Below are 14,394 nucleotides of genomic sequence, written 5' to 3'. Positions count from 1 at the left end.
GATAAATTATACCTTGGGGTAACGGATAAACGAGGCGAGACATAAACGGTGCGTGTGGTTCGCCCCTCGACAAGCTCAAGAGCTCGCCATTGGAAAACCGGTGGCTACAGAAACTGGCTGTAAACCACTTCACGACTTCAATCATCAGCGCGAGCAGGATAAGTCAATGTTACTTTCGCATCTGATTTACATCTTTAATGAGCGAAAGCGAGGATGCCCACAAGAGAGACATTAGTCGTATATATTCAAATACTTAATTCACAATAGACGTTTCGATCAGCCGCACATCCGCATCCGCGCAAATGGCCCGGATAGCGGCGCTGTCGCAGCGGTCGGTGATGAAGGTGTTGACCTGCGAAAGATGCCCGATGCGCACCGGTGCGGTCCGTTCGAACTTGGTGGAATCGGACACAAGGATAACATGGCGGGCATTGGCCATGATCGCTTGAGCGACCTTGACCTCACGAAAATCGAAATCGAGCAGCGCACCGTCATGATCGATGGCCGAGGTGCCGATCACGGCGAAATCCACCTTGAACTGGCGGATGAAATCCACCGCGGCTTCGCCGACAATACCGCCATCAGACCCGCGCACGACGCCTCCGGCAATGACGACCTCGATATCCGGGTAGATGCGCAACCGGTTGGCCACATTGATATTATTGGTGATGACCATCAGGCCCTTGCGGTCCAGCAGCGCCTGCCCCACCGCTTCCGTCGTTGTGCCGATATTGACGAAAAGCGACGCATTGTCGGGGATAAGCGCCGCTGCAGCCCGGCCAATGGCTTCCTTCTCGCTGGCTGCAATCAGCCGGCGAGCCTCATATTCCAGATTCTGGATACCTGAAGGAAACAGCGCACCGCCATGGATGCGGCTGAGCAGGCGCTGGTCGCACAGGTCGTTGAGATCCTTGCGGATGGTCTGCGGCGTGACATTGAAATGCACGGCGAGATCATCCACCAGCACACGGCCGTGTTCCTTGGCCATTTCCAGAATTTCGGCGTGTCTGGGCGGCAGGAACATGGACGCGGCTTTCGTTTTCGTTTTTCTGCGCTCTATACGAAAACGAAAATGCGGCTATGTCAATCGGCGAAAAAACGAAGCTGGCTTATTTCCTTTGAATTTTGCCCATCAGCGGGCTTCGAAAAATATTTCGCTGCCTCTGTCGGCATGGCGATTTTCCAATCGTCCTTGGAACAATCTTCGGGCACAAAGGGTGCGGAAGTCTTTGGAGGACAGAACGATGGCAATGACTGGACAGGCACAGGTAATTTCGAACAAGGCACTCTGGACGGGGCGGGTTTTCACCGGCCTTGTCGTGCTGTTCCTGATTTTTGATTTTGGCATCAAGCTGGTGCCGCTGGATGTGGTTATCCAGTCGCTGAATGAGCTGGGCTATCCCGCCACGACCGGCATGGCGCGCGGACTTGGCGTGCTTTTGCTCATCTGCACCGTGCTTTATGTGGTCCCGCAGACGTCGATCCTCGGCGCCATCCTGCTTACCGGCTATCTCGGCGGCGCCATCGCCACGCATTTGCGCCTCGGCAACCCGATTTTCAGTCATCTTTTGTTCGGCGTCTATCTTGGATTGCTGATCTGGGGCGGGCTTTACCTGCGCGATCCGCGTGTGCGTGCGCTGATCCCATTTGCGCGGTAAGACGCTGGATAAAATGGTCCGGCCGCCCGTGCGGGCGACCGGACCTGAATGCTGTTAACGCGTTGCGCGCAGGGTCAATTGCGTGGCACCAGCGGCCACATTCAGGCCTTGCGTGGCTTCGGCGCTGAACGGCTGCAGACCGAAATTCTTCGATGTCCCACCAACGAGGGCATTGGCGCCAAGGCCAACACCGACAGATGCGCCGGCGGTGACGCCGACATAATTGCCGGCAAGCGCGCCGTCGCCGGGGCGGTTTCCGGCAGCGGTATAAACGATCCACTGCAGGTAGGATTTCTTGGTGATACCAATATCAACGCCAAGCTTGCCAATTCGTCCGGCATAGCGTTCAACCTTGCCATTGTTGCGGTTGAAATTGCACTGAACAGCCTTGCTGGAACCGATGAGCATGCCAACACCGCCATCGACCGTGCACGACAATGTGCCGAGGCGGGTCTTGGGTCCCGTTGCGGTCTGGGTCTGCTGCTTCTTATGATGCGGCTGCGCTGCGTTTGCATTGACGCTAAAAACCATCGTCGTGGCAGCGGCCAATAAAATCAAAGTCTTCATTATATATATCCTTGTTCCGTTGCGGCCCGGCGTTCAAAAAATCGCCGTCAAAGCCTGCTGGAAAACGCGTGCCCGCAGGTTTGGTTCCGATTGAAAAACCATTTGCACCCCAACTTTTTGGGAGCACACGGTGACAGCTTGTAGTAATTGCACGTGATCTCGCACGGCTGCCACGGATGCAATTATCAGTCTGGCTGGATGGTCTATCTTGTACTTCTGAGATGTCCGTTCGCGTCGCGGCTGAAAATCAGCTTGAGCAGAAACTGGATGATAAACATCGCTGGTACAACCACCCAAAGCCTGGAAGCGCTGCCCATAGCGGGAAAGACGAGGGTCATCAACGCGATCAGCCCATACCCAGCCAAAGCACTGTTCATGGCTTCCCGGGCAAATTCCAATAGTATTCTCACGGCAATCTCCTCGGCTAAAAATGGTCCGACAAAAACGAAACAGCAATTTCCGGTTTGTACCATGAACCCGGGTCTGCTTGAAGATCGATCAATATTGCTGGCATAGTTTCGGCGTGCTGCATCATTTGCGAAAGGCTGTAACTTTGGCGATCACTTTCCGCACCGATCCGTTTCCATCCAATGACGAGATGAACGATCTGTGGGCATGGGCGTGGGATGATTTCGACATCAGGGATTTCACCGGCATTCTCGCCCGCAGCCTTGCCCATGTCGGGGCCTATGATGGCGAGCGGCTGATCGGGTTCGTCAATGTTGCGTGGGATGGTGGCCTTCACGCCTTTTTGCTCGATACCAGCGTGCATCCGAAATTCCGCAAGCAGGGGATCGCGACCGATCTGGTCAAGCAGGCCGAGATGCTGGCGCGCGAACGCGGTGCGCATTGGCTGCACGTGGATTTCGAAGCGCATCTGACCGGGTTTTATCGCGCCTGCGGATTCCAGCTGACGGGTGCCGGGCTGATCAAACTCCAGCCTTGATGATATCGGCATTTTGGGCAACGAAATCCACAAAAGCCCGCAATGGCGGGGTCATCTGGCGGCGGCTCGGATAATAGAGATAAAAACCGGGGAAGCCCGGCGTCCAGTCTTGCAGCAGATGTACCAATTTACCACTGGCGACCAGATCGCGGATATCATGGGCAAAGAGATAGGCGATGCCGGTGCCGTCAGCGACGATGCGCGGCATCATACCCGGTTCATTGACCATGACAGGACCGTTGACTGATATTTGCAGCTTTTCATCGCCCCGCTCGAATTCCCAGCGATAGAGACTGCCATCCGTCGGCCAGCGGTAATTCAGGCAGCGGTGGTGCAGGAGATCACGCGGCGAGGCTGGTGTGCCGAAGCGGGCGAGATAGTCCGGAGTAGCCACCACCATCATCTGGAGATCCTCGCCGAGTTTGACCGCAACCATATCCATTTCCAGCTTTTCACCCAGCCGGACCCCGGCATCAAAACCCTCCGCCACGATATCAACCAGCCGCTCATCGACCACGATGTCCAGGGTGATGTCCGGGTATGAAGCCAGAAATGGCCCGGCCAGCGGCGCGAGATAGTGGATGGCCGCCAGCCGCATGGCATTGATCCGCAATGTGCCGGAAGCCACATCCCTGGCCGCGATCAGATCGGCGACTGCCGCATCGAGATCAGCCAGTGCCGGCAAGAGCCGGGTCAGAAACTTTTCTCCCGCTTCGCTTGGCCGAACGCTGCGCGTGGTCCGGTGCAAAAGGCGCACACCAAGACGCTCTTCCATGTTGCGGATGGTCTGGCTGAGGGCCGAGGCCGAAACGCCAAGATGGGCAGCAGCACGGGCAAAACTGCCATGCTCGACAATGGCAGCAAAGGCTCGCAGCTCCGCATGGTCATTTCCGCGCATTATGCCTGATCTCCTTAATAACCCATGCGGATATTAGGCCATTCCGACCCCTATTACGAAGTGTAATTATATAATCCGACGATTTCATTGCAGATATGAAGGGATAGATCATGGGCAGGTTTACAGGAAAACGCATTCTGATTACCGGCGGCACCAGTGGTATCGGGCTGGCCGGAGCCAGGCGTATCGTGGCGGAAGGCGGCGAGGTGATCGTCACCGGCTTCAGCCCCGATCATATCGACGCGGCCAGCCGCGACCTGCCGGGATCACTGGTTTTCCGCAATGATGCTGGCGACCCGGTGGCGGCAGAGGAATTGGCGGAACGGATCAAACATTTGGGCGGGCTTGACGGCATATGGTTGAATGCGGGCTATGCCGCCATTGGCGCAATCGACGAAATGGATGCCGGCTTCTTCGATCGTATGATGAACGCCAATGTGCGCGGCCCGATCCTACAAATGGCAAAACTCAGCGGCCATCTCAATCCCGGCGCCTCGGTGCTGCTGACAGGATCGACCGCCGCGTATGAACGGCTGGCCTTCGCCAGCGTCTATTCCGCCAGCAAGGGTGCCGTGATTTCGCTGGCCCGCTCCTGGGCGGCAGCGCTGGGCGAACGGCAAATCCGCGTCAATGTGCTGGTGCCCGGGCCCATTGAGACGAACCTGCGCAACTTCATGCCCGAAGACGTTCGCCAACAGTTTGAAGCGACGATCATCGGCCAATTGCCGCTGGCGCGCATCGGCACAGCAGATGAGGCCGCGGCGGTGGGCCTGTTTCTGCTTTCCGACGACGCATCCTTCGTGACGGGCAGCCAATATGCGGTGGATGGCGGAATGATCATGCATTGATCTCTTCTCTGCTTTGAGGCCGGGCTTGCTGCTCAAACAGGGTTGGCGTATCAACAGGCAACCGTGACTTCGAACCGGAGAAAGGAGCGGCAATGACGGCGAAAATTCTTGTCAGCGCCTGTCTTCTCGGGCGGCCTGTCCGCTACAATGGCTCGGCCAAGACATTGCTGCATCCGGCGCTCATGCAATGGCAGGCGGAAGGTCGCGTCGTCTCCACCTGCCCGGAGCTGGCAGCCGGTTTCAGCGTTCCCCGGCCCCCTGCGGAAATCAGTGATGGTGACAGCGGCGAGGATGTACTTTCCGGCACAGCGCGCGTGGTGGATATCCTTGGCGGCGATGTCACGGATATGTACATGGCAGGGGCACAAAGCGCACTGGCTCTGGCGCGGGAGCATGATTGCCGGTTTGCACTGCTCATCGATGGCAGCCCATCCTGCGGCAGCGGTTTTATTTATGACGGCAGCTTTGCCGGCAAAAAACATGCCGGTGCGGGGGTGACCGCTGCATTGCTCAAGGCCAATGGCATCGGAGTTTATTCTGATGCCGAAATCGATGCGCTGCAGGCAAGGCTCACGGACGCACCTTTCGCCTAATGTTCGGCCCGGAAATTTCTGCCCAGATCCGGACCGGTGCTGAAATAGTGCCGGAATATATAGAACAGCGGATGCCATTCATCCGTATCGATATGCTGGGTTTTCGGCACGACAATCTGCTGGTGAGCGTGGACGCGCAACGCCTGCGTTTCGACGATAAACCAGCCGGGATGCGGTCCGGCTTGCGCGGCGCCTTGCGAACCATGAACAGCAACGACTTTTGCTTCAATCTGCATTGGACATTCGGAAATGCGTGGCGCCGCGACAAGCTCTGAGGCAATTGGCGTAAACCCGCCCAGCGCGAATTTATCCGCCACATAATGATAGCCAATTTTCGCCTTGTAGTCCGGCACCGGATTACAGCCCGTTGCCTTGGCGATCCGTTCAACATTGGGCGACAGGCCAGCGCAGGCAAAATTGAGGACACATTCGCGCTCGCGCAAAAGGTTGATACAACCCTGCCCGGTGGAAGCCAGCCCAAGCACGACGCGGTCGCCCAGCGACCAGGCGGAGGACATCGGCGTGATATTGCTGCTGCCATCCTCGTTGCGCGTGGTGACAAGCACAACTGGCGTGCCGAAATAGAGTACGGACGGTGTGATCGTAATGTGATCCTGCACATGGAATGTCGGCTGCGGTATAGACATGTGAAACCCTTTGCTGGCTGCGATGGGGCAAGCAATAGAGTATGAGGCAGCGGCGATGCTTCGGCGGTGGCCGAACTATAATGCGGCCGGTATTCGACGAATTGCTCACTTGTCAAACTTCCGCGAAACGTTCATGTTCTTGATATGTCTACTGCAGAAGACATGCCGATGCTGGAAAGGTTTATCGTCGAGGCAAAGGCTGCCGCCTATGTCGGAAATGGCTCGCATCAAGGCCCATGCCGGATGGGCTCACACGATATTGGTTACCAGCAAGGAGAATGGCGCTATCTCGACAGCTATTTTGGCGGCACGGACTTTCTCGGGCAGGAGATTGTCTGGAAGAACGCCATACCAGTCTGGGCCATGAACTATTATGGCCGAATTCTTCAGCCGGATATGATCAACGCACAGATTGCCGGATCAATTATCAGGGAAGCGCTGTCGTCGCTCTACCGGGAAGGCCGATTTCTCGGTGGTTTCCGATATGAGGCAGGAGCGGCAATCTATGTTGATGCCACGGATGGCGACGTGGGGATGTTTCACGGGATCGAACGGATTTTTATCAGGGAGGTTGAAGTTTATCGATTGGATTATCACGGCGGTCTCATCCGGCCCTAAGCTGTGATCATATCCCGGGGGGAACCCGAGGTATTTTGTGCCTCAGCCAAATCGTGCCAACCGGAAGGGTGCGAGCTTGTCGTCGGGTTTGCCCGAGAGGATTTCCTTGGCAGCAAGCAGGCCGACGGCAGGGGCGAGCGTCACGCCGGAATGCATGACGGCGATGTAAAGCCCGTCATGGCCGTCCGGCTGGCCGATGACCGGGAAACCATCTTTGGGTGTCGGGCGATAACCGACCGTGAAGAAATCCAGTTCCAGATCGTCGACGCCGGTCAGCAGAGCTTTGGCGCGTGCAAACAGCGCATCGGCTGTGGCCTGCTGATCCGCGCCGGGGTCACTGCCGCCGAAATCGCCGCCGGCAATGATCCGGCCTTCTCTGGTCTGGCGCATGTGCAAATCCGGTGCGAGGACGATGCCATTGAGCCGCTTTTCCGTTGGCTTGGAATGCACAATCAGCCCGGGCGGCGTCTCGACAGGCAGACTGATATCAGCAGTTGCGGCCAGCGCGACGGTGCCTGCACCCGCCGCCAGAACCACATGGTCGGCCTTCATCTCGCCAAAGGAGGTGGCAATACCGGTTATCCGGCCATTGTCCGCAATCAGCCGCGTCGCGTGGGCACCATAAAGCAACGATGCCCCGCGTGATTGCGCCCCTGCCAACATGCGCTGTGCCGCAGCAACAGGTTCCACTGCGCCCTCTTCGATTACATGCAGAGCAAATTCGGGGGGCCGCGCCAGATGCGGTTCGCGCGCGGCAACACCATCCCGGTTGATCCGTTTGATACCATAGCCCCAACGGTTGTGCTGGTCGGCATAGGCTTCCAGTTCTTCGCGTGGCATATCCCAGCAGATAGCACCGCACCAGTCGACACCCAGCCCCGGCAATTCATCTGCCAGACGTTTCCAGCCTTCCATGGCATAGCGGCGGAAGCGGAAATAGAACTCCGGATTGCCCCAGCTGGCATTGATCCATGCGAAAGAGGCCGGTGTGGCGATGCCAGCATTGTTTTCAGCCACCACGGTAACCGCAGCGCCTTGCCGCGCCAGATGCCAGGCAATCGACGCGCCGATAATTCCGGCACCAACCACAATCACACGTTTCTGCACGGGCATGGATGTTCTTTCTGTAATCTGTGAGTCGGCCAATGACAGCATCATTTTGCCAATGATGCCATCGCAAAAACCTGTTGCTGTTCGCCGGCATTTGGCCCGGCGCCGATCCGGTGATAAACAGGGTGCAATGACAAAAGGCCAATTCAGAATGTTGCGCAGCGGGGTTGCGGGGGTGGAAGCCGTCGCGGCGGCGACGCGCCATAGCTTTCCCAGGCATACGCATCAACAATATGGCATTGGTCTTATCCATCAGGGCGCACAGAAATCCCACAGCGGGCGCGGCATGGTGGAAGCGAGAGCCGGTGATACGATCACGGTCAATCCCGGCGAAGTGCATGACGGCGCGCCGATCGGCGATGCCGGGCGCACATGGACCATGCTGTATTTTGATCCGCCTGTCATTGCCGAGGCGGCGCGCGATCTGAAAGAGAGCGGAACTGCGCTGTGCGAATTTCCACGGCCAGTGATCAGCGATGCGCGGCTGGCCGGTGTCTTCGAGCGCCTGTTCCGTGCGATGACAAAAGATCAGGATAGCGCGGCGGCGATCCACCGCGAAGAACTGCTGTTGATGCTGCTGGCGCAGGTCTATCGCGAACAAGGCCGCTCCGAACAACGGCAAACGATACCCGGGGCGATCCGCCGCGCACAAGACCTCATCGACGATGCTCCAACGGCGGCTGTGACGCTGGCCGATCTTGCGCAAACCAGCGGACTGAGCCGGTTTCAGGTGCTGCGCGGTTTCGCGCGGGCAACCGGGCTGACGCCGCATGCCTATCTGATCCAGCGGCGTATTGATCTGGCCCGCCAATTGATTGCCGGGGGTTCGCCACTCGCGGAGGCGGCTGCCGCCAGTGGCTTTGCCGACCAGAGCCATATGACCCGAACCTTCGTGCGCACCTATGGCATCTCGCCCGGCGCCTATGCGGGTGCAGTGATCTAGAGCTTGCAATTTCGTTCAAGACGCATCGCGGCCAATCAGCTTTTCTCCACATTCCAAGATGGAGAAATACAGGCGCATGTCCAAACATATCCAAGGCTATCTGTTTCTGACGCTGGCGATGGCGCTCGTCGGCAGTACCGTGGTTGCCAGCAAGATCATCGCGGCCGGTTTGCCGCCATTCACCGCAACGGCTCTCAGGTTCGCCCTCGCCTTCCCCGTGTTTTTGCTGTTGATGCAACTGACCGGAACACGCTGGCCGAAGCTTGACCGTTCCACCTGGGTGATCCTCATCCTGCAGGCAGGCGCAGGCAGCGTCGGCTATACCACGCTGCTCATTTCCGGCCTGCGGTTGACCCCGGCTACCGACGCCGGTGTCATCATCGGCACTTTACCGGTTGTCTCGGCGGCTATTGCCATTCTGGTTCTTGGGGAGCGGCCGCATCGTTTCACGCTTCTGGCGATTGTGCTGGCAGCGGCTGGCGTGCTGACAATAGCCATTCGCCCGGGTGGCAACGGCGTGCATTCACTGGCCGGAAATGCGCTGATCCTTGCCGCAGTTGTCTGTGAGGGGCTTTTCATTCTGTTGAACAAAAAACTGAAGACCCCGATACAGCCGCTGGTCTTGTCCACGCTGATGACCGGTCTCGGCCTTGCGGTGGCTGTGATCCCTGCCCTGTTCGAAAGGGCATGGACGGGCGGCATGACCGCCGGATCATTCTGGGCGGTGGTCTATTATGCCGTCGTACCGACGGTTGGCGGCTTTCTGCTGTGGTATGCGGGGGCGGCACGGGTGAGCGGGGCGGAGGCAGCGCTGTTCACCGCCGTAGCACCGGTTTCAGCCGTGCTTTTGGCCGTGGTGCTGCTGGGTGAACCGATCAGCTTTAACCAGATTGCCGGAATTGCCTGTGTATTGCTCGCTGTGCTGGGTTTGGGCCTGTCGCGCGGCATATCCTTTCGCCCATCTGGTTTCTTCAGCCGCAAAAGTCCCGCCTCCGAAAGGTAATGTCATGTATTTTCATCATTCCGATGCCATCTGGACCGATTATTCTGCACTGGTTCCCGGTGTGCTCCACGTGGAGGGTATTACCCGCCATGCGGACACAAGCGGACGCGCTGCAAAGTACCATGCCATTGCTGCATCGCGGCTGGCAGGCGGGCCGGAAGGCGAGTTTACGGAAATACAGGCATGGCGGCGGGCTTTCACAACCATGGGGCTGAAACCGACACAATATCGCTGTGCCTCGGAATCGCTGTTGCGGCGCTTTCGCAAGGAAGGTTCGCTGCCGCAAATTCATCCGCTGATTGATCTGTGCAATGCCATTTCGCTTGCAACCGCGATTCCCATCGCCGTGATTGACACCAGCAACGTTGCGGGCGGGCTGGAAGTACGGCACGCAATGGGCAACGAGACATACCTCGCCTTCTCCGGCGAAATGGAACATCCTGAAGCGCGGGAAGTGATCTTCGCCGATCAGGCGGGCAATGCCCATGCACGGCGCTGGACAAACCGCCAGAGCGGACTTTCCGCTATCCGCAATGAAACGTCTTCGGCCTTGATTGTGGCAGAGGCACTACACGCATCAGCGGCAGCTGACATGGCAGAGCTGGTCGCGACGCTTAGCGCGGAGCTGGGCGTAGTCTGGTCCACTCCGGCAAAGACGGCGATCCTGAGCCGGTCCGCACCCCGCTTTGACTTTTGACAGCACTCAAATTCGTTTGAGAGCGGCTGCCTGCTCCGGCGTGAGCGGGCGCAGCTTATGGCCCTGCAGGAGCAGAAAAAGCTTTGCCGTCTCTTCCAATTCCTCGATGGCATATTGAGCATCATGCAAGGTCTTGCCTGCCACCACCGGTCCGTGATTGGCGAGCAGCACCGCATGACTGGTCTTGGCTTTTTCGCTGACGGCAAGGGCCAGAGCTTCATCACCGGGTGGGAAATAGGGAACCAGCGGCAGCGTGCCAACACGCATGACATAGTAAGCTGTCAGCGGCGGCAGCACGTTGGCGGGATCAACATCGGCAAGGATACTGACGGCAACCGAATAGGTGGAATGCAGGTGCACAACCGCGCCTGCCTGCTTCTGTTCGCAATACATGCAGCGATGCAGAAAAGCTTCTTTCGTCGGCTTATCACCATCCACATGCACCCCCTCTGCAGTGAAACGCGACAGTTTTGCCGGGTCCAGCGTGCCGAGAGAAACGTTGGTTGGTGTCATCAGCATTTCGCCACTGGAAAGCCGGGCGCTGATATTACCGGTCGAGCCGAAGGTCAGACCGCGATCAAACAGCGATGCACCGACCGAAACGATCTGATCGCGCAACCGGGTTTGTTCGGAGAGGATCGCGATCATGCGGTGGCTCCTTCGATAATGTCATAGCCGGTATTGATAATGGTCTTCTCCGCCGGACGCTCGCGGCTTTCCAGCAGCTTCTCGGCCGCAGTCTTGCCGATCAGAAAGCGTTTGGAAAGAATGCTCGACAATGGCAAGGGCATGGCCTGACCGATATCGAGACCGTTGAAGCCGAAAATGCCCAATTGTGCCTTCGGTGTGATCCCCGCATGCTGACAGTGGAAAATGCCGCCCATTGCCATATCGTCATTGGGAAAGACCACCACATCCAGATCAGGCGCCTTGCGCAGGATCGCCTCAAGCAGATTGCGCCCCGCCATGGTGGAGCTCGACCCCGGGAAACGTTCTTCGGCAATCAGCACCAGACCGGCTTCCTGCAAGGCGGCACACAGGCCCTCATAACGGGCACGGGCGCGATCATCACTGACGATGCTGTGACCGGCATAGCCGAAACGGCGGTAGCCCCGCGTTACCAGATGTTTGCCCGTATCATACCCTGCCTGCCTGTGTGACATACCGACCGCTATATCCACGGGATCGCCGTCAATGTCCATCAGTTCGGCCACACGGAAACGGCCATGTTCCAGATGCCGCCGGGCATTGGGGGTGTGATGCAATCCGGCAAGGATGACTGCGGCTGGTTGCCATGCCAGAAAAGACAGAAGAATGCGCTCCTCGATCAGCGGGTCATAATCGGTAACACCGATAACCGGCTGGAACGCCGTTTCGGTCAGCGCTGTGTGGATACCGCGCAGCACATCGGGAAAGACGATGTTGGATAGCGACGGCAACAGCACGCTCATCAGCGTCGATGCCGATGAGGCGAGACTGCCGGCGGCGCGATTGGGGATATAACCAAGCTCGGCAATGGCGGAAAGTACGCGGGCGCGGGTGGCTTCAGCTATTGGCCCCTCGCTGCGGACCACGCGCGAGGCGGTAATATCGCTGACGCCGGCAAGGCGCGCCACATCGGCCAGAGTCGGTATGTCAGGGTTCCGGTGTGCGTTGCGTTTGCGTGGCATGTCATGATCCCGGCGGGAATGAGCAGAATTAATGATAGCGCTACCATAAATGACTTGATGAACGCTAGTGAGTGTGCATAACTTTGTGTTAGCGCTATCATAAGGCTCGTCAAGGGCCTGCACAATGAAACGTTCTGGGAGGATCGGTTCTTGAATTCAGCAGCAGACATTGCAGTGATCGGCCTTGGCTCGAAGGAGCTTACCATGGCCGGTTCGGCGCTTGTCAGTGCGGCGGGTACAACCGACCACACGCCTTTTCTTGCGGCGGCCGGTGCCGATATTGCTGCTGCCGTTGTGGTCAATGCCGAACAGACCAAGGCCGTTCTGTTTGTCGAACACGGCAGCTTTATGAACTGACGCGGGCTTGCTCCCCGCATGACAAAGAGGTTGATTGCATATGCATGTATTGATCATTGGTGCCGCCGGAATGGTGGGCCGCAAATTGCTGGACAGGATCGCGGCCGAAGAAGGCATTCTCGGCGGCGGGATCGACAAGCTGACCTTGGTCGATGTCATTGAGCCTACAGCACCTGCGGCACTGGCCAGTGTTTCCACTTCTAAAGCCGCTGACCTTTCCGATCCCGGCGTTGCGGAAAAGCTGATCGCCAGCCGTCCGGATTTGATCTTTCATCTTGCCGCAATTGTTTCCGGCGAGGCAGAAGCTGATTTCGAAAAGGGCTACACGGTCAATCTCGACGGCACGCGTTCCCTGTTCGAAGCTATCCGGCTGGAGAGCGCCAAGGCGCCTTACCGTCCGCGCGTGGTCTTTGCCTCATCCATCGCCGTGTTCGGCACACCATTTCCGGACAAGATCGGCGACGAATTCTTCACCACGCCGCTGACCAGCTACGGCACGCAGAAGGCAATTTCGGAGCTGCTTTTATCCGATTACAGCCGCCGCGGATTCTTTGACGGCATCGGCATTCGTCTGCCGACCATCTGCATTCGTCCGGGCAAACCCAACAAAGCGGCTTCCGGCTTTTTCTCCAACATCCTGCGCGAACCTTTGGCCGGACAGGAAGCCATCCTGCCGGTCGACGAGAATGTACGGCACTGGTTTGCCAGTCCGCGTTCAGCCGTCGGCTTCTTCGTGCATGCAGCAACGCTCGATCTGGAAAAAGTCGGCCCACGCCGCAACCTGTCCATGCCGGGGCTTTCGGCACTGGTCGGCGAAGAGATTGCGGCGCTGAAGCGTGTCGCCGGGGACAAGGCGGTCAAGCTGATCCGGCATGAGCCTGATCCGACGATCCAGAAGATCGTAGCGGGATGGGCGACGGATTTTGACACACAACGCGCTGCCGCACTTGGCTTCACGGCCGAGACGGTTTTTGATGACATAATCAAGGCGCATATTGAAGACGAATTGGGCGGAAAGATCTAGAAATGGCATACAATCAGGAATCCGGCAAAGGCAAGATCGCACTGGTGACCGGTGGCGGCACCGGCATCGGCAAGGCGATTTCCAGTGCGCTGCTCAGCGTCGACTGGACTGTTGTCATCACCGGGCGGCGCAAGGATGTGCTGGAAGACGCCGCAAGGGCCTTGGCAAGTGAAACCAAGGGCACGACCAAGGCGATTGCTGCCGATGTCAGCGACCCCGCATCGGTCGCAGCTCTGTTTGAAACTGTTAGGGCCGAATATGGACGGCTCGACCTTTTGATCAACAATGCCGGTATCAACGTGCCCAATGTTGCGATGGAAGAGGTGACGTTTGAGCAGTGGAACGCCATTATCGGCGCCAACCTGACCGGTGCGTTTCTCTGTACCCAGCAGGCGCTGAAGCTGATGAAAGCGCAGACGCCGCGCGGCGGGCGCATCATCAACAATGGTTCGATTTCCGCAACCACGCCACGGCCGAACTCGGCACCCTATACGGCAACCAAGCATGCGATCACCGGCCTAACCAAATCCACGGCGCTGGACGGGCGGCCTTTCGACATTGCCTGCGGGCAGATCGATATCGGCAATGCCACCACCGAGATGACGTCGAAAATGGCGGGTGGTGTATTGCAGGCCAATGGCGAGACAGCGAGTGAACCGACCATTCCGGCGCAGTATATCGGCGATGCGGTGATTTACATGGCGGGCCTGCCGCTGGATGCCAATGTGCTGTCGCTGACAGTCATGGCGACAAAAATGCCGCTCGTCGGACGCGGCTGACATTTCGATCCGGTGCTTTGGGAGAAGCGCCGTTTG

General features: G+C 58.0%; 19 protein-coding genes. 11 read left to right on the top strand and 8 right to left on the bottom strand.

Annotation, left to right across the window (positions count from 1 at the left end):
* Positions 1 to 253: 253 nt before the first annotated feature.
* Positions 254 to 1,024, bottom strand: coding sequence for a DeoR/GlpR family DNA-binding transcription regulator (locus HB779_RS05430; protein ID WP_188344763.1), 771 nt, complete (start codon positions 1,022 to 1,024; stop codon positions 254 to 256).
* 220 nt (positions 1,025 to 1,244) lie between these two features.
* Between HB779_RS05430 and HB779_RS05425 the strand changes: the two genes are divergently transcribed.
* Positions 1,245 to 1,658, top strand: coding sequence for a DoxX family protein (locus tag HB779_RS05425; RefSeq protein WP_188344762.1), 414 nt, complete (start codon positions 1,245 to 1,247; stop codon positions 1,656 to 1,658).
* 54 nt (positions 1,659 to 1,712) lie between these two features.
* On the opposite strand, the gene HB779_RS05420 is transcribed toward HB779_RS05425, so the two are convergent.
* On the bottom strand, positions 1,713 to 2,225 hold the full coding sequence (locus tag HB779_RS05420; protein ID WP_188344761.1) for a DUF992 domain-containing protein: 513 nt from the start codon (positions 2,223 to 2,225) through the stop codon (positions 1,713 to 1,715).
* A 203-nt stretch (positions 2,226 to 2,428) separates the two neighbouring features.
* A complete protein-coding gene (locus HB779_RS05415) occupies positions 2,429 to 2,698 on the bottom strand; it encodes a hypothetical protein (protein ID WP_188344760.1) in 270 nt (89 codons plus the stop codon).
* Positions 2,699 to 2,823: 125 nt separating this feature from the next.
* Here HB779_RS05415 and HB779_RS05410 point away from each other — a divergent pair, with 125 nt between their 5' ends.
* Entirely contained in the window at positions 2,824 to 3,171 is a 348-nt protein-coding gene (locus tag HB779_RS05410; RefSeq protein ID WP_188345786.1) for a GNAT family N-acetyltransferase, read from the top strand.
* On the opposite strand, the gene HB779_RS05405 is transcribed toward HB779_RS05410, so the two are convergent.
* Positions 3,155 to 4,069 carry a LysR family transcriptional regulator gene (locus tag HB779_RS05405; protein WP_188344759.1) on the bottom strand — a complete coding sequence of 305 codons (915 nt, stop codon included), beginning with the start codon at positions 4,067 to 4,069 and terminating at the stop codon, positions 3,155 to 3,157. The genes HB779_RS05410 and HB779_RS05405 overlap by 17 nt on opposite strands.
* A gap of 110 nt (positions 4,070 to 4,179) precedes the next feature.
* Here HB779_RS05405 and HB779_RS05400 point away from each other — a divergent pair, with 110 nt between their 5' ends.
* Together HB779_RS05400 and HB779_RS05395 are read left to right on the top strand one after the other, a co-directional pair.
* A complete protein-coding gene (locus HB779_RS05400) occupies positions 4,180 to 4,917 on the top strand; it encodes an SDR family oxidoreductase (RefSeq protein WP_188344758.1) in 738 nt (245 codons plus the stop codon).
* 92 nt (positions 4,918 to 5,009) lie between these two features.
* Positions 5,010 to 5,510, top strand: a complete 501-nt coding sequence (locus HB779_RS05395) for a DUF523 domain-containing protein (protein ID WP_188344757.1) — start codon at positions 5,010 to 5,012, stop codon at positions 5,508 to 5,510.
* Here the strand turns inward: HB779_RS05395 and HB779_RS05390 are convergent.
* On the bottom strand, positions 5,507 to 6,157 hold the full coding sequence (locus HB779_RS05390; protein ID WP_188344756.1) for a flavin reductase family protein: 651 nt from the start codon (positions 6,155 to 6,157) through the stop codon (positions 5,507 to 5,509). The genes HB779_RS05395 and HB779_RS05390 overlap by 4 nt on opposite strands.
* Positions 6,158 to 6,325: 168 nt before the next feature.
* On the opposite strand from HB779_RS05390, the gene HB779_RS05385 reads away from it, so the two are divergent.
* Positions 6,326 to 6,775, top strand: a complete 450-nt coding sequence (locus HB779_RS05385) for a DUF5680 domain-containing protein (protein ID WP_188345785.1) — start codon at positions 6,326 to 6,328, stop codon at positions 6,773 to 6,775.
* 42 nt (positions 6,776 to 6,817) lie between these two features.
* Here the strand turns inward: HB779_RS05385 and HB779_RS05380 are convergent, their stop codons facing one another.
* Entirely contained in the window at positions 6,818 to 7,888 is a 1,071-nt protein-coding gene (locus tag HB779_RS05380) for an FAD-binding oxidoreductase (RefSeq protein WP_188344755.1), read from the bottom strand.
* 127 nt (positions 7,889 to 8,015) lie between these two features.
* Between HB779_RS05380 and HB779_RS05375 the strand changes: the two genes are divergently transcribed.
* The 3 genes from HB779_RS05375 to HB779_RS05365 all read left to right on the top strand — a co-directional run bounded on the left by HB779_RS05375 (position 8,016) and on the right by HB779_RS05365 (position 10,528).
* Positions 8,016 to 8,828: an AraC family transcriptional regulator gene (locus tag HB779_RS05375; protein ID WP_188344754.1), complete on the top strand. Its 813-nt coding sequence runs from the start codon at positions 8,016 to 8,018 to the stop codon at positions 8,826 to 8,828.
* 76 nt (positions 8,829 to 8,904) lie between these two features.
* A complete protein-coding gene (locus HB779_RS05370) occupies positions 8,905 to 9,831 on the top strand; it encodes a DMT family transporter (RefSeq protein ID WP_188344753.1) in 927 nt (308 codons plus the stop codon).
* Positions 9,832 to 9,835: 4 nt separating this feature from the next.
* Entirely contained in the window at positions 9,836 to 10,528 is a 693-nt protein-coding gene (locus HB779_RS05365; protein ID WP_188344752.1) for a B3/4 domain-containing protein, read from the top strand.
* A 6-nt stretch (positions 10,529 to 10,534) separates the two neighbouring features.
* On the opposite strand, the gene otnC is transcribed toward HB779_RS05365, so the two are convergent.
* Complete coding sequence (otnC, locus tag HB779_RS05360; RefSeq protein ID WP_188344751.1) at positions 10,535 to 11,176, bottom strand: 3-oxo-tetronate 4-phosphate decarboxylase; 642 nt, start codon at positions 11,174 to 11,176, stop codon at positions 10,535 to 10,537.
* Positions 11,173 to 12,198: a LacI family DNA-binding transcriptional regulator gene (locus tag HB779_RS05355; protein WP_188344750.1), complete on the bottom strand. Its 1,026-nt coding sequence runs from the start codon at positions 12,196 to 12,198 to the stop codon at positions 11,173 to 11,175. Before HB779_RS05355 ends, otnC begins: the two co-directional genes overlap by 4 nt.
* 150 nt (positions 12,199 to 12,348) lie before the next feature.
* Here HB779_RS05355 and HB779_RS05350 point away from each other — a divergent pair, with 150 nt between their 5' ends.
* The 3 genes from HB779_RS05350 to HB779_RS05340 are packed head-to-tail and all read left to right on the top strand — an operon-like array spanning position 12,349 to position 14,358.
* On the top strand, positions 12,349 to 12,555 hold the full coding sequence (locus tag HB779_RS05350) for a hypothetical protein (protein ID WP_188344749.1): 207 nt from the start codon (positions 12,349 to 12,351) through the stop codon (positions 12,553 to 12,555).
* A gap of 40 nt (positions 12,556 to 12,595) precedes the next feature.
* On the top strand, positions 12,596 to 13,579 hold the full coding sequence (gene denD, locus HB779_RS05345) for a D-erythronate dehydrogenase (protein ID WP_188344748.1): 984 nt from the start codon (positions 12,596 to 12,598) through the stop codon (positions 13,577 to 13,579).
* A gap of 2 nt (positions 13,580 to 13,581) precedes the next feature.
* Positions 13,582 to 14,358, top strand: a complete 777-nt coding sequence (locus tag HB779_RS05340) for an SDR family oxidoreductase (protein WP_188344747.1) — start codon at positions 13,582 to 13,584, stop codon at positions 14,356 to 14,358.
* Positions 14,359 to 14,394 lie beyond the last annotated feature (36 nt).

Source organism: Phyllobacterium sp. 628, assembly GCF_014189505.1.
GTDB lineage: Bacteria > Pseudomonadota > Alphaproteobacteria > Rhizobiales > Rhizobiaceae > Phyllobacterium.
This window is presented reverse-complemented; position numbering and strand designations above follow the sequence as displayed.